This is a genomic window from Acinetobacter sp. ANC 4558, assembly GCF_002135375.1.
GTDB lineage: Bacteria > Pseudomonadota > Gammaproteobacteria > Pseudomonadales > Moraxellaceae > Acinetobacter.
Map to the genome: position 1 here is coordinate 26,490 of NZ_NEGH01000012.1, position 17,208 is coordinate 43,697.

Here is a 17,208-nt window from a genome sequence, read left to right on the forward strand (position 1 = left end):
GATCGATTAACAAATTGGAATAAGCTGTTCGAGCTCCTAGCTGAGGTGATCAATGTTAAAACCAGATATGAAAAGGGAGGATGAAGAAATAGTGATTAAATTGTGTATAAATATTAAACAAAATCAGAATAAATAGAATGATGAAATTCATCTAAGAAATAAGCATTATATTTTAGTTTTTTATTAAATAATTACTATTCTATTCATATGTTTACAGTGAGTTTTTTTGTTGTGTCTGCCTATCTTGATGATTTAATATCTATTTTAATAATGATAATTATATCAATAAATTAAAAAATAATGTGTGTTTTTTATAGTCTATTTTTGATGTATTTATATTTTATTATTTTGTTTGTTTAGTACGAATTTATAATTGCAAATATTAACATTAAATCATTAATAAAAATAAAAATAAAAATATAAATTAGATAGTTAGGTGGTAGTAAATTTACAACGTAAATAGAAAACTAATATGAATAATCAGATAATTTTTAAATATGATCTTTCACTGGAGACACAAAAATGAGATTAATAAAAGCAATATCTTTATTGGGGCTGACGCTCTCTTTTGGAGCACAGGCGATGGCTGAAAACCCTTTCTCTGTTCGTGTTGAAGGCGGATTAACGGGATATGGGGGGGCAGTTCTTTATGAGGTAAATCCCTATGTTAGCTTAGCTCTAGGATATAATGGGGGAAGAGTAAATTGGCGAGACAATATTAAAATTAATAAAATTAAGTATGATTTAGATATGGATAATAATACGACATTCGCAAATGTCATTATACGACCTTGGGGAAATAACAATAATACGTGGATTAGTTCTTTTTATACCATTGCTGGTATTGCTTATATTGGTGACAATTATAAACTTCATCGATATTTTAAACCAGGAGAAAAACGCCCTTCTCAAATCAATAAGTATGTACCTAAAAATGTTGGAATCGAAGCAAGTGGATACTTAGATTATGGTAGTAATCTATCGCCTTATGTTGGTTTAGGTATTTCTCCGAAATTTAATAAAAATTGGGGTGCATTTTTTGAAATAGGAACATCTTATACTGGAGAGGCTGAAGTTCATCTGACTCATGTAAATGGTCGAAATGTGGGATCGATTGGTGTGAAAACTGACTATCGATTAGATAATGAAACCATTTTTAAATGGCATCCTGTGGCTAAATTGGGGATCACATATTCTTTTTAATTTTAAATATCGTCATGGCTAAAACAAGTAAAAAACTGATTTTAGCCATTTTTTATGTCAATTTATGAGAACGAGACATACTCACCAATAACCCAAAAAAAGCTGAATGACATTTGTAATAATAGTTCATTATTTTAGAAAATTAGTTATTAAGTAAAACGATAATCATGATGATGATTAGGATTGTTGAATAGAATTTAGCTGCTCGTAAAATTTATTTTCAGATCTGATATGCGGTGGAAAAGAGGGAAATGGATAAAATGAGTAATTTTATACTTCCTCATTAGATTATTACTCAGGAAAAATCGGTAAAAAAGATTGGGATGAGAATAACCTAAAAGATCTTATTAAATTTTGCTCGAAAATGGTGCAAATTCAAATTTCATATCACAGGCTAAAATGATCATAAAAAAAGTTTAAAAAAAATTGTAAAATTTAAAAGACTTTTATTTTGTTCATTGAACATTTAAAAATAACGAAATAATGTTGCTAGAAATAATAAAAACAAAACAGAATACGGATTCAAGTAGTGGTTGATTGAATACTAATTTTTTACTTATGTCATTTGGGTCAATATCTCAATAAAAATTAAATTCTAGGAAGAAAATGCCCATAAATAAGCGCCAAACAAGTATAAGTAAATTTCTGAATTGATGACGCTGTAGTGTCAATTTGGTCAATATGGCGAGCGTGTATAAGGCTTCATAAAGCATGTAATTGTAAAGAAAGATAACTTCTAATATAAAAAAAAGTTATAAGAAGCATAACCATGTATTTTTAAATTTTATTAGGATTCGGATGAATTGCCAGTTCATGTTCTAGGTATTTATTAAATAAATAGTAGGTAGTAATTAAAAAAATTTTCATTAGAATCCAAAAAATCACAGAAATTTATATCCTGAGGGAATACTGCTGAACTTTGCAGTATTGATATGAAATTAGCTTGAGGGACGCTCATGCAAATCGGAATTCCAGCAGAAACTGCTCGCGGTGAAAATCGTGTTGCGGCAACACCTGAAACAGTAAAGAAATTAATCAATGCAGGTCATAGTGTTGTCATTGAACGTAATGCAGGTGTAAAAGCTGCTTATATTAACGATGCTTATGTGCAAGTTGGAGCAAAAATTGTTGATGATGCTTATTTAGACAGTCAATTAATTTTGAAGGTTCGTGCACCACAAGATGATGAAATTCAAAAACTTTCTAAAAAATCAACAGTGGTGGCAATGTTTGATCCATATCGCAATACAGAACTGGAGCATTTTGCGAATCAACAGGTATCGGCTTTTGCACTTGAACTTTTACCGAGAACCTTATCACGTGCACAAAATATGGATGTGCTTTCTTCTCAAGCTAATTTAGCAGGATATAAATCTGTACTGTTAGCAGCAACAGAATATCAACGTATGTTCCCGATGTTAATGACGGCAGCAGGAACGGTGAAACCAGCTCGTGTTGTGATTATGGGGGTGGGGGTTGCAGGCTTACAGGCAATTGCGACCGCAAAACGTTTAGGTGCGATTGTTGAAGCAACTGATTTACGTCCAACGGCCAAAGATCAAGTTGAGTCTTTAGGTGGAAAGTGGCTAGATGTTCCGATGTCTGAGGACGAGCAACAACGTGCAGCCGATGCCGCTAAGAATGGTTATGGTTGGATGCCAGGTGAACAATATATTAAAGATCAAGCGGCAATTGTCGATAAAGCAGTAGCAAATGCAGATATTGTGATTACAACTGCGTTATTACCTGGACGTGATGCCCCACGCTTAATTAAGGCTGAAACTATAGCGAAAATGAAGCCAGGTTCTGTTGTTCTTGATATGGCTGTTGAAACGGGTGGCAATGTTGAAGGATCTCGGTGTAATGAAACGGTGACGACTGAGAATGGTGTGAAAATTTTAGGTATTCCTAATATTCCATCAACAGTTGCAACTGAAGCATCTGCCCTATATGCACGTAACGTTTTTAATTTCATTGAAACATTATTTGATTCAGAAAAACATTTTTCTATTAATGAAGAAGATGAAATACAAAAAGCATTGCTCATCACTCATGGCGGTCAAGTACTGCTAAAGCGCGGTTAAGGAGAACGGTCATGGTTGAAACAATTACGATTTTTGTCTTGGCTATTTTTGTTGGTTATTACGTTGTTTGGGGGGTAACACCTGCATTACATACGCCATTAATGGCAGTCACTAATGCATTATCATCCATTATTGTGGTTGGTGCGATGATTCAGACAATTGGTATGCCTGGGGTGATTGATGCAAACGTACAATTCCAAAGTATTAATGTTGTGAGTGTACTTGGAGCAGTAGCTGTATTTTTAGCCAGTATTAATATTTTTGGCGGTTTTGCGGTTACTGCACGGATGCTGGAAATGTTTAAACCAAAGCAAAAGAAAAAAGAGGGCTAATCGATGGAATTTATTCGTGCAAATGCAGATTGGTTTTATTTGGTTGGTGCCATTTTATTTATTCTAACGCTACGTGGTTTATCTAGTCCCAAAACTGCAATTACGGGCAATCGTTATGGCATGATTGCAATGACCATTGCAGTGCTAAGTACTTTTTTTGTTGCAGATCATCCTGTTGTTTGGATGATTGTTGGTGCAATGGTGCTAGGTGCAATTGTTGGAATTGCACGAGCTCGTACTGTACCAATGACACAGATGCCTGAAACAGTGGCATTAATGCATTCATTGGTTGGTTTAGCAGCAGTACTTATCGCAATTGCTGCAATTTTACATAATAACCAATTAACTGAATTATTCAGTCAAAATGGTGCAGTACTCAGTGCAGCTGGTGTAGAACATGTGCATATGAGTAAAGTTCATTTATTTGAACTTTTTGTGGGTTGTTTTGTTGGTGCAATTACATTTACTGCATCGGTATTTGCGTACGGCAAGTTAGCAGCAAAAAAATGGGCAAAAACCATTTCAGGCGCTTGGGTGAAACCTGTTCAAGCCATCCTTTTTATTGCAATGCTTGGCTTTGGTATTAGCTTTTTTCTGACCAGTGATATGACATCTTTCTGGGCGATGACTGCACTCGCACTTATATTTGGTTGGGTTTGGATTGCACCAGTTGGTGGTGGTGATATGCCTGTTGTGGTATCGCTCTTGAACTCATTTTCTGGCTGGGCTGCGGCAGGAATTGGTTTTACTTTAGAAAATAATATGTTGATTGTTGCAGGTTCACTGGTCGGTTCTTCTGGTGCAATTTTGTCTTATATTATGTGTAAGGCGATGAATCGTTCAATCATCAATGTCTTATTTGGTGGCACAATGGGTGGAGCTATTGCACCTACAGCAGGGGCAGGTGAACAAGTTCAACGAAACTATCGTTCAGGTTCTGCTGATGATGCTGGATTCTTAATGTCAAATGCAGATAGTGTCGTGATTGTACCGGGTTATGGTATGGCACAAGGTCGTGCACAAAATGCAGTAAAAGAATTAGCAAACTTATTAAAAGAACAAGGCGTAACAGTTCGTTTTGCAATTCATCCAGTGGCAGGGCGTATGCCTGGTCATATGAATGTCTTACTTGCAGAAGCAGACGTAGCCTATGAAGATATTCTGGAAATGGATGAAATCAACTCAGACTTTCCAGCAACTGATGTTGTACTGGTGATTGGTGCAAATGATGTGGTGAATCCTTCTGCAAAAGATGATCCTAACTCACCAATATACGGGATGCCAATTCTTGAGGCGCATAAAGCACGTACAATTATGGTCATTAAACGTTCAATGGCAACTGGTTATGCTGGTTTAGATAATGATTTGTTTTACAATGATAAAACCATGATGATCTTTGGCGATGCGAAAAAAGTGGTTGAAGATATGACCAAAGCAATTAATGGCACAGGACATTAATGGGCAAAATAAAAATATTGTTGATTTTACCTCATACTTCACAGTAAATAAAAAGATCCCAATATTGGGATCTTTTTATATGGCAGTTTATTTTAGACGGTTTAGATTATGATCTATGATCAGTTCACCATCTTCTTTTGAAAAAGCGTGTTGTTGAGGATCTGGAAGAATATCTAATACACTTTCAGAAGGTCGACATAACTTTATTCCAAGCTCTGTAATAACAAACGGTCGATTAATTAAAATAGGATAATCTAACATCAAATGGATAAGTTGATCTTCTGAAAAATGCTGATTGTTTATACCGAGTTGTTGATAAGGCTCAACATTTTTACGAATAGCATCCATGACCGTTAATCCAGACATGTGAATCAGATGAATGAGCTCCTGTTTACTGGGAGGTGTTTTTAAATATTCAATAATTTCAGGTTCTTGCCCAGAATTACGAATCAACGCTAAAGTATTTCTCGACGTTGCACATGCAGGGTTATGATAGATTTTGATGTAAGTTGACATTTTTTGTATCAGTTTTAAAGAGGGTATTGTATTTATATATGGATATGCGTATATTCGCAATAGTGAATATATTGAGAAATAAAAATGAATCAAGCTGATTTTTTTAAGTGCTTATCGGATCCAACGCGTTTGGAAATTATGAAACTTGTTCTCAGTAAAGAAAATGTTTGTGTTTGCGAGATAACTGAACAGCTAGCGCTGAGCCAGCCTAAAATTTCAAGACATTTAGCATTACTTCGCAATCTTTCAATATTACTTGATCAAAGAAAAGGGCAATGGGTGTATTACAGGTTAAATCCAGCATTACCTGAATGGGCAAATGCAATTTTAGATGTTCTTAAAAGCCAAGCGAATGTATCTCAAAAGACGAGTGCTGATTTATCGATTTCATATCAATGTGAGTAAGATCATGGCTGCTTCAAAAATTTCATTTTTAGATCGCAATTTGACGTTGTGGATTTTTTTTGCAATGGCTTTAGGAATGGGAATTGGATTATTTTTCCCAGCAGCATCGGCTGCTCTTGATCAATTAACGATTCAAACCGTTAATATTCCAATTGCAATCGGTTTGATTTTGATGATGTATCCACCATTAGCCAAGGTAGATTATGTAGCATTACCCCAAGTCTTTACGGATAAAAAAACATTAATTTTATCATTAATACAAAATTGGTTAATTGCACCATGTTTCATGTTTATTTTAGCCATTATTTTTTTACATTCTTATCCAGAATATATGACAGGTTTGATTTTAATCGGTTTGGCACGTTGTATTGCCATGGTTTTAATTTGGAATGAACTAGCTGGCGGTGATAACCAATATGCAGCAGCATTGGTTGCTTTTAATAGTGTTTTTCAAATTCTATTTTTTAGTACATATGCATGGTTTTTCTTAAGTTTTTTACCGCCATATTTTGGAATAGATGCACAAGTAATTCAAATTAGCTTTTGGACGCTTACTCAAGCGGTACTCATCTATTTAGGTATTCCTTTTATATTAGGTTTTTTGACACGCTTGATTATGGTGAAGAAAAAAGGACTTGAGTGGTATCAAAATCAATTGATTTCAAAAATTAGTCCAGTAAGTTTGATCGCACTGTTATTCACCATCGTGGCAATGTTTAGTTTAAAGGGTGGGGATGTGATTCACTTGCCTCTTGATGTCCTTAGAATTGCAATTCCTTTAATTATTTATTTCATTGCTATGTTTTTCATAAGTTTTTTCATGAGTAAGTGGCTTGGAAATAATTATGTTCAAACCGCCGCTATTTCATTTACCGCGGCTGGAAATAATTTTGAATTAGCACTTGCAGTTGCAATTGCGACATTTGGTTTAGCATCACCAGTGGCATTTACAACAATTATTGGTCCTTTGGTTGAAGTCCCAGTTTTGATTGGTTTGGTCAGTATTTCACTATGGTTAAAGAAAAAATATTTTAAAGAGGCAACATATTAATGAACCTTCCGAATATAAACTTAGATCTTCTTGAGCAATCTAAATTTGAACAAATACAGGCAAAATTATTAGATCATGCACCTAAAATCCTATTGTTGTATGGTTCAAATCGGGACAGATCATTTAGTCGTTTAGCTGTTCAAGAAGCAGGGCGAATTTTGCAGTATTTAGGCGCAGAAGTAAAAATTTATCATCCTAAAGGTTTACCTTTACCTGAGGATACCGATCTATCACACCCAAAAGTGAAAGAGCTGTATGAACTTCTAGCATGGTCTGAAGGAATGGTGTGGTGTTCTCCAGAGCGACATGGTGCAATAAGCTCTGTTTTAAAAACACAAATTGATTGGATTCCATTGGCTGCAGGAGCAATGCGAGCTACACAAGGTAAGACCTTAGCTGTTATGCAGGTATGCGGTGGATCACAATCTTTTAATACAGTTAATCAGTTACGCATTTTAGGACGATGGATGCGTATGATCACCATACCGAATCAGTCATCAATACCTAAAGCATTTTTAGAGTTTGACGAACAAGACCGAATGAAGCCATCGCCTTATTACAATAGGATGGTTGATGTGATGGAAGAATTATATAAATTTACACTACTAACCAGAGGTCAAACGAAATTTTTGACCAATCGTTATTCTGAGCGTGTTGAAAGTACTGAAGAACTTTCAAAAAGAGTGAATCAAAATGCGATTTGATTTTTAAATTATGAATCACTTAAATTTCTATTTTAATTTAAAATAAAAAAGCGACCATAAAGGTCGCTTTTTTGAAATAGATTAAGTAATTGATTCTGGTGTTGTGCGCCATAAACTTTCTAAATCATAGAATTTTCGTGCAGTTGGTAGCATAACGTGAACAACGACAAAACCTAGATCGATTAAGATCCATTCTGCATCACGTTCGCCTTCAACACCAATTGGTCGAAAACCTGCTTTACGTGCTTCTTCGGCAACATTATTTGCAAGTGACTTTATATGGCGTGTTGACGTACCACTAGCAATGACAATAGCATCTGCTACATTGCTAATTTTACTGATATCAAGTTCAACAATTTCTTTAGCTTTTACATCTAGAAGAGCTTCATGTACGACTTTTAAGCAAGCATGTACATCAGTGCTTTGAGGATCGATTGCGAGATCGTAAGAATTAGAAGCGCCGGGCGATGGTTCTAAATTCATAAAAGGTATAAATTCCTGACAATTTTTCATCTTCTAATATAGCTGTTTTATCAAAGAAATTCAATTGAACAAATATAAAGCGATTTAAAATGATGAGAAATATTTGTTTTTCCACATAAAAGATTGTTCAGAATGTTGCGAAGGTTTGTATTCTGCTGCCAAAAAACCTTTATATGTACTCTGTTTTAACCATGTAAAAATATCGTGAAATGGGATGGAACCAGTATCTGGTTCATGACGACCTAGACAATCTGCAAATTGAATATGTCCAATGTTATCAATATTACCTTGCAGTGCAGTTAGAATGTTTTCACCCATCATTTGCATGTGATAACAGTCAAATTGTATTTTCAGTGCAGGATGTTGTACCGCTGCTAAAATATGTTGAGCTTGTGCTATATTTTGAATCAAAAAATGAGGCATATCGATGCCATTGATCATTTCAAATACAGGCTGAAGATTATATTTATCAAATAAGGCACTTGCCAATTTTAAATTATCAATCAGCGTATCTAAGCATATTGCATAATCGAGATGACTGGGTTGCTTACCTGCTAGAATATTCACGCTGGGTACATGAAGCTGATTTGCATAATGAATTGCTTGTTCGAGGGCGTGTTGAAATTCTTCTCGTTTATCTGGATGACAAGCTAAACCATTTCCACCTTGCATTAAATCACCCGCAGGCACATTAATAAGACATAAATGAAGCTGATTTTTTTCTAATTCTTTACGTAATTCTTGAACTTTGAGTTCATATGGGAATTGAATTTCTACAGCATTAAAGCCATATTTTTTGGCTAATGCAAATCTTTCAATGAGTGGAACCTCTGTGAAAATCATGGAAAGATTAACAGCTAAACGATACATGATCTGCCCTTATGTGCTTTTTATTTCAACTTGATGAATGATACTTGCTAAATCTGCTTCAGCATAACCATTATCTTGATGAGCATTTAATTGTGTTAAAGCACATTTTGCAACAGGAATGGATAAATTGTATTGAGCAGCAAGTTGAATTGCATTGTTCAAATCTTTAGAGAGAGTTTGTACTTTCCATTGCACAGGTTGAAAGATATGTGTTGCCATGCGTGGAGTTAAAATCTGGAAAGGTTTAGAATCTGCAAATCCACCTGCCAGTGCAGGTGCGAGTAAGGTTGTATCTACTCCTGCTTTTTCTGCAAGAGCGACCGCTTCAGCAATCAGTGTACTATTCGCTGCTACAATTAATTGATTACATATTTTAGTTGCTTGTCCTGTACCGCTATCTCCCATGCGAGTGACACGTTGCGAGAGTGCGGAATAAATTGGAGCTAAATTTTGAATGATTGTTTGATCACCACCTGCAAAAATCACCAATGTACCATGTTCTGCACCTGCTGTTCCCCCTGAGACAGGAGAGTCAATCCATGTGACCTGTTTTACCTTTGCTTTTTCTGCAAGCTCTAACGTTTTATTTACAGATAAGCTTGAAAAATCAACAATGATTTGTGATGACATTAATTTATTTTCAATCCGTGAAAATACACTTTCTACGGCAGAATCATCAGCAAGACAGGTTAAAATGATGGAGTAATGATGAATATCATCAAGGTTTAAAGTGCTAGCACCATGTTCAATCAATGGCTGGCACGCACTAGCAGTTCTGTTCCAGACAGCAACTTGAAATCCTGCATTAATAAGCCTTTTACTCATCCGGACACCCATGAGTCCCATCCCTAAAAAAGCGATTTTAGTGTGTTGATCTATTTTCATCTGCTGTCCTTGCTGTCATATTAAATGTTTAAAGTTTTCGGTATTATTTATATTGACGGGCTAAAAACTGTACATCAGGATGCTTGTCTTTTTTTCGAGCCAGTTGGCTATTTTTACCGATTAATAACTTGAATTGCCATATTTTTTCTAAACGTAAGGATTTATGAGGATTATGTTCCATGGCATTCAAAACTCGTTTTACTGCGATTAAGGCATCAGGCGAGCGCTGGATCAGCTCTTCTGCAAGCTGTTGGGCTTTTGTAAATGGAGCGTCATCTAAATGTGTGACTAATCCAACTTCTTTGGCATAAGTCCCTTCGAAAATACGTGCAGTTAAGCTTAATTCTTTTGCTAAATCTAAGCCAATAATTCCTTTAAGTGATTTGCTTAATCCCATATCTGGCACAAGTCCCCAGCGACTTTCCATGATTGACATTTTTGTTTTAGGGTGACTTATACGAATATCAGTAGCTAAAGCCAGTTGCATACCTGCGCCAAAGCAAAAGCCTTCAAGTGCAGCAATAACAGGGATGGGTAATTCTTGCCAAATTAAAAATGCTTTTTGGAAGAGGCTTTGCCCTGGTTTTAGTAATTCCCAAGTGGCATAAACACGATTTCTAGGATCGTTGAGATCGGCTAAATCAATGCCTGCACTAAAAACCTGTGCCTCGCCTGTTAAAATGACACAGCGAATATTTCGATCTTTTTTTATTTTTTTTGCAGTCACAATAAGTTCTTTTAGTAGCGCAAAGCTCATGGCATTACGCTTATCAGGGCGATTCAACCAAACAGTTGCAATACCATTATTTTTTTCTATACGGATTAAAGTCATAATCGTCGCTCTTATTTTTACAGTCATGAGCATAACATGTACTGTTGCGCGTGAAATGACACCATAGTCATATAAAAAACGAAAACTAAGCTTTTGAATATTGATTTTTATTGATTACTTAGTTTGTGACATGGTGATCTAAAATATGCTGTGCGGCATCTTGTACGTGTTGAATGACCGTTTTTAGTTCATCAAATCGTTGTATTACATTTTGAATAAACAGATCATCAGCCATTTTTCTTTCTTTGCGTAAAGTTGAAACAAAATGCTCGAATGTTCCCGTTGTTTCTTGTAATAAAGGTGTTCCGACATAACGTGTTGCACCATGTAATCGATGCAATACATGCTCAAGCTGAGGAAAATCTTCAAGCTCAATTAATTGTTCCATTTCTTCTAAATCAGAGCTAAAGCTATCGGTAAGCATTTTTAATAAATCTAAGGCTAAATCTTCTTTATTGGCAGCAAGTTGTATACATTGTTGCCAATTTAAAATATTCGGGTCTAACGCTTCTATCACCGATGATTTCTCTGCAAAATGATTAGTTGTGAAATTTTTATTGGTCCATTGCGTTAAAATTTGAATGATTTGTTCCATTTGAATAGGTTTAGTGACATAGTCATCCATACCTATTTTGAGAAGTTTCTGCTTTTCATCAGCTAATGCATGTGCAGTGAGTGCAATAATTGGAATCGGTTTATGGTTCTCCAATGTCGACTCTAAAGAGCGAATGGCACGTGTGGTATCCATACCAGACATTACAGGCATTTGAATATCCATGAAAATCAGATCATATGGTGTTTTGTGTTGCTGACTTCGTGCTTGAACAAGATCGAGTGCTTCTTTACCACTTAGAGCTTTGGTTGTGACGATATTTAACTCACCTAACAGGGCTTCCAGTACGATTAGGTTTGGTAAGTGGTCATCTACAGCCAAAATATGTAAGCCTTTTCCATCAAATTCTTCAGTTTCAGGTTCTTCAAATTGGTGATGATTGTTTAGTAAATCAATTAAGGCTGTGCGGCTGAGTGGCTGATAAAGTGGGCGTGCTTTATATTCCAATAACATATCTGGCTCTAACGACATTTGATAACCGTAGATTGCAATCTTCCCATCATAACGTGTGCGAATTTCTTTAAGTAACGCTTCGGTATCACCACTATGATCGACGATGAGCCAAGTATCTTGTTGTTGTTTTGGTAATTGATTTAATCGGCTAAATAAATCTAGAATAGAGACAGATTCATCATGATTGACCTGATAATTTTCTAAATATTGTCTTAAAATACTGGCAGTTGCTGGATGGGCAATATAGGATAAGACTTGAGTCTGACTGAAGTCGGGATGAATCACCTCTTCATTTTCATTGACTTCAAACTTAGCGGTAAACCAAAAAGTTGAGCCTTTATCAGTGGGTGCGCGTTCCTGATTATCTTCAAATCCAATATGCCCAGACATTAAATGAACCAATTGTTTGGAAATGGCTAAACCTAAACCAGTACCACCAAATTGGCGAGTAACAGAAGCATCGCCTTGTGAAAAAGATTCAAATAGTTTTTTGCGATCTGTTCCACTGAGTCCAATACCACTATCTTGAACGCTAAAATGAATGAGGCATTGTCCAATATCATCGTGCTCAATTCGCGCACGCACAATAATTTCACCATCAGGTGTAAATTTAATGGCATTAGAAATAAGATTGGTTAAAATTTGTTTAAAGCGAAGTGCATCACCAATGACAAAAATAGGCAAATCATCTGCAAAATAAAATGCCATATCAATGTGTTTTTGGGCAGCTAAAGGAGAGAGCATGTCCATTACATCATAAATTGCTTCTTCTAAATTAAATGGTGCTGTTTCGAGTTCGAGTTTACCAGCATCAATTTTAGAAAAGTCTAATACATCATTAATGAGTGCTAGCAAATGTGCAGATGATTTACGAATGGTTTGTAAATATAATTTTTGTTCATTGCTCAAAGTATTTTGACGTAATAAGAGATGGATAAATCCATCAATACTATTTAACGGTGTTCGTAATTCGTGGCTAATGTTGGCTAAAAAGACCGATTTGGATTGATTGGCAGAAATCGCTTGGTCGCGTGCTTGGCGATAAGTAATGTTTTGGACTTCTAATGTATCTAAAGTACGACGCAAATCATCTTCTGTTTGTTCCGTATGTTCTTTGAGTTCTAAAAAACTAAAGTGTAAACGTTTTACCACGTTGGCAATATCACGTTGTAATAGTCTTAATTCCCCAGTGCTATTAATGACCATGTGTTGATCTAAAGTATCGACATTTAAACGTTGTAGCTGCATCCGAATTTCGTACATTGGTGCAATCCAACGTCTTGAATAGAAGTTCAGACAAAGCAAAAGTAATAATAACGTTAATAATCCTGTTGCCACTAAGACAATCATGACACGATAGCGAGCTAACTGTAGCGGTTGATTATCGAGCTCAATTAATAACCATGCTTGATTGTTACTTTCATCTTGAATTGGAAGTCCATAAACATTACTGTCTTTGGATTTAATGGGACCAAAAAAAGAATTATTATGTGTTGGAATTGCAGGCCAAGGTGATTGAGACTCAAATCCTGCGCTAATTAAATTTACTTCATTTGAATTGATTAAAGCCGTTCTAAGTAAGCCTTTTTCTTTCATCATGTTTTGCATGAAATTCGTCGGTGATTGGAAGAATGTCCAAGGCATTGAACTTAATTGCGTTAGTGCAATTTGAGCAGGAATATCATTTCGCGTAAGAATCGCAATTGCCGTTTGTTTTTGTTGTGATTTTGCGGCATTTGATGTTTCGGTGAGAACCAGTGCTGCACCCACACAGGCAAGAATAGTAATCGGAACAAAGATTAACGCAATAAGCTGCCCATAGGCATGGTTGAGATCTAATCTTTTAAATAACTTTTTATTGATATTTGACATAAGTAAAGCAAGCTATTCCTACTATTTTAGAGTGTACCATGCTTTTGATTTTGCCATAGTGCTTGATTCTATTTTTCTCATTTAATTTATTCTTGATAAAAATTATAAATATAGTGAATTTTAAAGCAGAATTTAAATTGAAATAAAACTGGTTTCTAAGTGCCGGAAGTGAAAATAGGGATCTTTTGTTGAGTTATTATTGAACACACTTGATAAAAATCAATTCAAAAGGATGCAGAAATTAGGTTTTTTTCATACAATATGTGCACCTCGATATAGGTACACATGATGAGTAGCACACCCCTAGATTTTAATGCCGATGAATTTTTGTTAGACCATTTTGTTGGAAAAACCCCGCTAGTGCGTTTGCAGCGCCTTGCAAATCACACTCAAGCAACGGTATTGGCAAAACTTGAAGGCAATAATCCAGCGGGTTCTGTAAAAGATCGACCAGCATATAATATGATTATGCAGGCGGAAAAACGTGGTCAAATTCAGCCAGGCGATACTTTAGTTGAAGCAACGAGTGGTAATACTGGAATTGCATTGGCTATGGTTGCTGCAATGCGTGGTTATAAAATGACGCTGATTATGCCTGCAGGCTCAAGCCAAGAGCGTAAAGATGCAATGCGTGCCTATGGTGCAGAGCTGATCGAATCTGAAAACATGGAAGAAGCACGTGATTTAGCACTTCAAATGGAAAAAGATGGTAGAGGTTTTGTTTTAAATCAGTTTGGTAATCCAGATAATGTAGAGGCTCATTATCTTACAACTGGACCTGAAATCTGGGAACAAACGGGTGGTAAAATAACGCATTTTGTTAGTGCAATGGGAACCACTGGAACCATTATGGGGATTTCTAAATATTTAAAAGAAAAGAATCCAAATATTCAAATTATTGGTTTACAACCTTCTGAAGGGGCGAATATTGCAGGTATTCGTCGGTGGCCTAAAGAGTATCTTCCGACTATTTTTGATGCTAAACGTGTTGATAATATTATGGATATTCCACAAATTGAAGCAGAAAAGACAGCACGTCGTTTAGCACGTCAAGAAGGCATTAGTGCGGGTACGTCATCGGGTGGTGCAGTATGGGCTTCTGTTAAAATTGCTGAAGAAAACCCAGATGCTGTCATTGTCTGCATTATTTGTGATCGCGGAGATCGTTACCTTTCAACGGGTCTCTTTTCTGTGGTAGATTCAGAAGAAAAATAAGAGTTATTTTATGCGCTTACCGATTTTAATATTTGATATAGAAACCATCACTGATTTGAAGTCAGGTGCGCATTTGCATCAGTTGGATTTGCCTGCTGAAGATCTTGAACAGGCATTGATGAAATTGCGTCGTCAAGACGCAGGAACAGATTTTCAGCGTATTGCTTTACATGAAATCGTGTGTATTTCAGGTTTATGGATTGATGAACTTGGCGCAATGACATTATTTTCATTTAGCCAAGAAAATGATAGTGAAGCTGAAATTCTAAGAAAGTTTCTTTCTATTTTTGATAAGCGACATCCAACTTTAGTGAGTTGGAATGGAGCGCAATTTGATTTACCCGTCATTTTATTTCGAACCATGTATCATGGACTAGCCGCACCAAGTTTATTTGATCAGGGTGAAATAGATACGCAAAAACGTTATAATAATTATCAGAATAGGTATCATCAACGACATATTGATTTGATGGATGTAATGGCCATGTTTAATGGTCGTCATTTTCAAAAATTAGATGATATCGCCCATTTGCTTGGATTTCCTGGAAAAAGAGGTGAGACGGGCTATCATATTCCAGCATATATTCGAACCAAGCAATGGCTAAAATTAACCAGTTATTGTGAAGGAGATGTATTAAATACATGGTTGATTTATATTCGGTGGCAGTTGCTTAAAGGGCAATTAAGTCATGAAGACCATCGATTATGGATACAAAATACCATTAACTATTTAAAAACACAGCCACAACATACAGACTTCTTGAATGTATGGTCTCAATCTGCCCAAAACACTGCTTTTACAGCATCAGATTTTAATTTTTAACACCTTAGGTATTCATGAAACATAGAGCCAAGCCTCGTACAACTCAACACGGAACTTATATTTTTATCGTTGAGTCATTATCACACGAGGGACGTGGTATCTCGCACTATGGAACGCATCCAGATCATCCAGTTGAAAAGCATGGTAAAAAAGTATTTATTTATGGTGCGTTACCGGGTGAAACAGTAAAAGCACGAATTACCAAGGTTGTTTCAAAATTAGAAGAAGCAGATTGTCTTGAAATTTTAAGTGAACATTCTGCAATTCGAGTAAAACCACAGTGTATACATTATGATCATTGTGGCGGCTGTAATATGCAGCATCTGCATGAAGATGAACAAATTCGATTGAAACAAAATGTATTAAAGTCACATTTAGAACATTTTGCAGATGTTATTCCAGAATTTTGGTTAGAACCATTACGTTCAACACGTGAAGATTATCGTCGAAAAGCGAGAATTGGAGTACGTTATATTCCAAGACAAGATAAACTTGTGGTTGGATTTCGTGAAAAATCTAGTAATTATTTAACATCGATAGATCAATGTATGATTTTAGATGAAAAGTTTGGCTCAATAACACGGTTAAAGCAATTACTCCAAAGTCTAAAAGGCAAAGCACACATCGGTCATATAGAATTAGCCATGGGGGGCAATGAATGTGCCTTGGTTGTTAGGCAAACTGCACCTTTATGTCTTGAAGATATAAATCAGCTGGAACAGTTTGCATTACATAAGCAATGGCAATTGTATTTACAACCTGAAGGTACAGAAAGTCTTAGGCGAATAGATGCAGATGAAAGTATGCGTTTACAGTATGTTTTGGGAGCATTTGATCTAAAGTTTAATTTCCATCCCTTCGATTTTACACAAGTTAACTCTACAATTAACCCACAAATGGTTAAAATGGCATGTGATTTGCTTGAAATCAAACAAGGTGAACGTATTCTTGATTTGTTTTGTGGTCTAGGAAATTTTTCATTACCTTTAGCTCAATGTGTGGGTTCAACAGGTTTGGTCATTGCTGTTGAGGGTTCTGAAGAGATGGTTCTGCGTGGCAAGGAAAATGCTGATTTAAATAATTTGAATAATATTCAATTTTATTCACAGGATTTAACACAAGATTTTTCACATCATTCATGGGCAAATTTAGGTTTTGACGCGCTTTTGATTGATCCGCCACGCTCAGGTGCTGAGGAGGTAATGGCTTATTTACCTCAATTTGGTGCGAAGAGAATAGTTTATGTTTCATGTAATCCAGCGACTTTAGCGAGAGATGCTGGAATATTGGTTAAACAAGGTTACCAATTGAAAAAGGTGGGAATAATGGATATGTTTAAACATACCGCTCACGTGGAATCAATTGCATTGTTTGAACAGGTGAAAGAAAACCTAAGTGGTTTATAATAA

Annotated in this window: 16 protein-coding genes; 10 read left to right on the forward strand and 6 right to left on the reverse strand. The window is 35.8% G+C overall.

From position 1 onward, the window contains the following. The first annotated feature begins 522 nt into the window (after positions 1-522). The 4 genes from B9T31_RS13935 (at position 523) to B9T31_RS13950 (ending at position 5,077) form a co-directional block, all read left to right on the forward strand. Positions 523-1,203, forward strand: coding sequence for a hypothetical protein (locus B9T31_RS13935; RefSeq protein WP_086182551.1), 681 nt, complete (start codon positions 523-525; stop codon positions 1,201-1,203). A 956-nt stretch (positions 1,204-2,159) separates the two neighbouring features. Next, positions 2,160-3,287 carry a Re/Si-specific NAD(P)(+) transhydrogenase subunit alpha gene (locus B9T31_RS13940; RefSeq protein ID WP_086182552.1) on the forward strand — a complete coding sequence of 376 codons (1,128 nt, stop codon included), beginning with the start codon at positions 2,160-2,162 and terminating at the stop codon, positions 3,285-3,287. Between the two features lie 11 nt (positions 3,288-3,298). Continuing rightward, the gene (locus B9T31_RS13945) at positions 3,299-3,619 is read left to right on the forward strand and encodes a proton-translocating transhydrogenase family protein (RefSeq protein ID WP_086182553.1); all 321 of its coding nucleotides are present in this window, start codon (positions 3,299-3,301) and stop codon (positions 3,617-3,619) included. 3 nt (positions 3,620-3,622) lie between these two features. Beyond that, on the forward strand, positions 3,623-5,077 hold the full coding sequence (locus tag B9T31_RS13950; RefSeq protein WP_086182554.1) for an NAD(P)(+) transhydrogenase (Re/Si-specific) subunit beta: 1,455 nt from the start codon (positions 3,623-3,625) through the stop codon (positions 5,075-5,077). An 87-nt stretch (positions 5,078-5,164) separates the two neighbouring features. On the opposite strand, the gene arsC is transcribed toward B9T31_RS13950, so the two are convergent. After that, positions 5,165-5,593, reverse strand: coding sequence for an arsenate reductase (glutaredoxin) (gene arsC / locus B9T31_RS13955; protein ID WP_086182555.1), 429 nt, complete (start codon positions 5,591-5,593; stop codon positions 5,165-5,167). Between the two features lie 84 nt (positions 5,594-5,677). On the opposite strand from arsC, the gene B9T31_RS13960 reads away from it, so the two are divergent. Genes B9T31_RS13960 through arsH form a run of 3 tightly spaced genes read left to right on the forward strand, consistent with a single transcriptional unit; the run spans position 5,678 to position 7,753 of the window. Continuing rightward, complete coding sequence (locus B9T31_RS13960) at positions 5,678-5,998, forward strand: ArsR/SmtB family transcription factor (protein ID WP_086182556.1); 321 nt, start codon at positions 5,678-5,680, stop codon at positions 5,996-5,998. Between the two features lie 4 nt (positions 5,999-6,002). Further along, the gene (arsB, locus tag B9T31_RS13965) at positions 6,003-7,049 is read left to right on the forward strand and encodes an ACR3 family arsenite efflux transporter (protein WP_086182557.1); all 1,047 of its coding nucleotides are present in this window, start codon (positions 6,003-6,005) and stop codon (positions 7,047-7,049) included. Then, a complete protein-coding gene (gene arsH, locus B9T31_RS13970; protein ID WP_086182558.1) occupies positions 7,049-7,753 on the forward strand; it encodes an arsenical resistance protein ArsH in 705 nt (234 codons plus the stop codon). Before arsB ends, arsH begins: the two co-directional genes overlap by 1 nt. Before the next feature lie 81 nt (positions 7,754-7,834). Here the strand turns inward: arsH and rsfS are convergent, their stop codons facing one another. From rsfS to B9T31_RS13995, 5 genes are all read right to left on the reverse strand, one after another. Next, positions 7,835-8,236: a ribosome silencing factor gene (gene rsfS, locus B9T31_RS13975; RefSeq protein ID WP_086182559.1), complete on the reverse strand. Its 402-nt coding sequence runs from the start codon at positions 8,234-8,236 to the stop codon at positions 7,835-7,837. An 84-nt stretch (positions 8,237-8,320) separates the two neighbouring features. Continuing rightward, entirely contained in the window at positions 8,321-9,106 is a 786-nt protein-coding gene (locus B9T31_RS13980) for a hydroxypyruvate isomerase family protein (protein ID WP_086182560.1), read from the reverse strand. 9 nt (positions 9,107-9,115) lie between these two features. Next, entirely contained in the window at positions 9,116-9,991 is an 876-nt protein-coding gene (locus B9T31_RS13985; protein WP_086182561.1) for an NAD(P)-dependent oxidoreductase, read from the reverse strand. A gap of 43 nt (positions 9,992-10,034) precedes the next feature. Then, a complete protein-coding gene (locus B9T31_RS13990) occupies positions 10,035-10,823 on the reverse strand; it encodes a crotonase/enoyl-CoA hydratase family protein (RefSeq protein WP_086182562.1) in 789 nt (262 codons plus the stop codon). 118 nt (positions 10,824-10,941) lie between these two features. Continuing rightward, a complete protein-coding gene (locus B9T31_RS13995; RefSeq protein ID WP_086182563.1) occupies positions 10,942-13,761 on the reverse strand; it encodes an ATP-binding protein in 2,820 nt (939 codons plus the stop codon). 288 nt (positions 13,762-14,049) lie between these two features. Between B9T31_RS13995 and cysM the strand changes: the two genes are divergently transcribed. Genes cysM through rlmD form a run of 3 tightly spaced genes read left to right on the forward strand, consistent with a single transcriptional unit; the run spans position 14,050 to position 17,205 of the window. Further along, a complete protein-coding gene (gene cysM, locus B9T31_RS14000) occupies positions 14,050-14,976 on the forward strand; it encodes a cysteine synthase CysM (protein ID WP_086182564.1) in 927 nt (308 codons plus the stop codon). A 10-nt stretch (positions 14,977-14,986) separates the two neighbouring features. Continuing rightward, a complete protein-coding gene (locus B9T31_RS14005) occupies positions 14,987-15,799 on the forward strand; it encodes a 3'-5' exonuclease (RefSeq protein ID WP_086182565.1) in 813 nt (270 codons plus the stop codon). 14 nt (positions 15,800-15,813) lie between these two features. Next, a complete protein-coding gene (rlmD, locus tag B9T31_RS14010) occupies positions 15,814-17,205 on the forward strand; it encodes a 23S rRNA (uracil(1939)-C(5))-methyltransferase RlmD (protein ID WP_086182566.1) in 1,392 nt (463 codons plus the stop codon). Positions 17,206-17,208: the final 3 nt, after the last annotated feature.

What these genes read in the sequence shown, in the direction of transcription:
- B9T31_RS13935 (WP_086182551.1), top strand. Translation starts at nt 523, where the DNA reads ATGAGATTAATAAAAGCAATATCTTTATTGGGGCTGACGCTCTCTTTT.
- B9T31_RS13960 (WP_086182556.1), top strand. Translation starts at nt 5,678, where the DNA reads ATGAATCAAGCTGATTTTTTTAAGTGCTTATCGGATCCAACGCGTTTG.
- B9T31_RS13980 (WP_086182560.1), bottom strand. Translation starts at nt 9,106, where the DNA reads ATGTATCGTTTAGCTGTTAATCTTTCCATGATTTTCACAGAGGTTCCA.
- arsB (WP_086182557.1), top strand. Translation starts at nt 6,003, where the DNA reads ATGGCTGCTTCAAAAATTTCATTTTTAGATCGCAATTTGACGTTGTGG.
- cysM (WP_086182564.1), top strand. Translation starts at nt 14,050, where the DNA reads ATGAGTAGCACACCCCTAGATTTTAATGCCGATGAATTTTTGTTAGAC.
- arsC (WP_086182555.1), bottom strand. Translation starts at nt 5,593, where the DNA reads ATGTCAACTTACATCAAAATCTATCATAACCCTGCATGTGCAACGTCG.
- B9T31_RS13940 (WP_086182552.1), top strand. Translation starts at nt 2,160, where the DNA reads ATGCAAATCGGAATTCCAGCAGAAACTGCTCGCGGTGAAAATCGTGTT.
- B9T31_RS13950 (WP_086182554.1), top strand. Translation starts at nt 3,623, where the DNA reads ATGGAATTTATTCGTGCAAATGCAGATTGGTTTTATTTGGTTGGTGCC.
- B9T31_RS13985 (WP_086182561.1), bottom strand. Translation starts at nt 9,991, where the DNA reads ATGAAAATAGATCAACACACTAAAATCGCTTTTTTAGGGATGGGACTC.
- arsH (WP_086182558.1), top strand. Translation starts at nt 7,049, where the DNA reads ATGAACCTTCCGAATATAAACTTAGATCTTCTTGAGCAATCTAAATTT.
- rsfS (WP_086182559.1), bottom strand. Translation starts at nt 8,236, where the DNA reads ATGAATTTAGAACCATCGCCCGGCGCTTCTAATTCTTACGATCTCGCA.
- B9T31_RS14005 (WP_086182565.1), top strand. Translation starts at nt 14,987, where the DNA reads ATGCGCTTACCGATTTTAATATTTGATATAGAAACCATCACTGATTTG.
- B9T31_RS13995 (WP_086182563.1), bottom strand. Translation starts at nt 13,761, where the DNA reads ATGTCAAATATCAATAAAAAGTTATTTAAAAGATTAGATCTCAACCAT.
- B9T31_RS13990 (WP_086182562.1), bottom strand. Translation starts at nt 10,823, where the DNA reads ATGACTTTAATCCGTATAGAAAAAAATAATGGTATTGCAACTGTTTGG.
- rlmD (WP_086182566.1), top strand. Translation starts at nt 15,814, where the DNA reads ATGAAACATAGAGCCAAGCCTCGTACAACTCAACACGGAACTTATATT.
- B9T31_RS13945 (WP_086182553.1), top strand. Translation starts at nt 3,299, where the DNA reads ATGGTTGAAACAATTACGATTTTTGTCTTGGCTATTTTTGTTGGTTAT.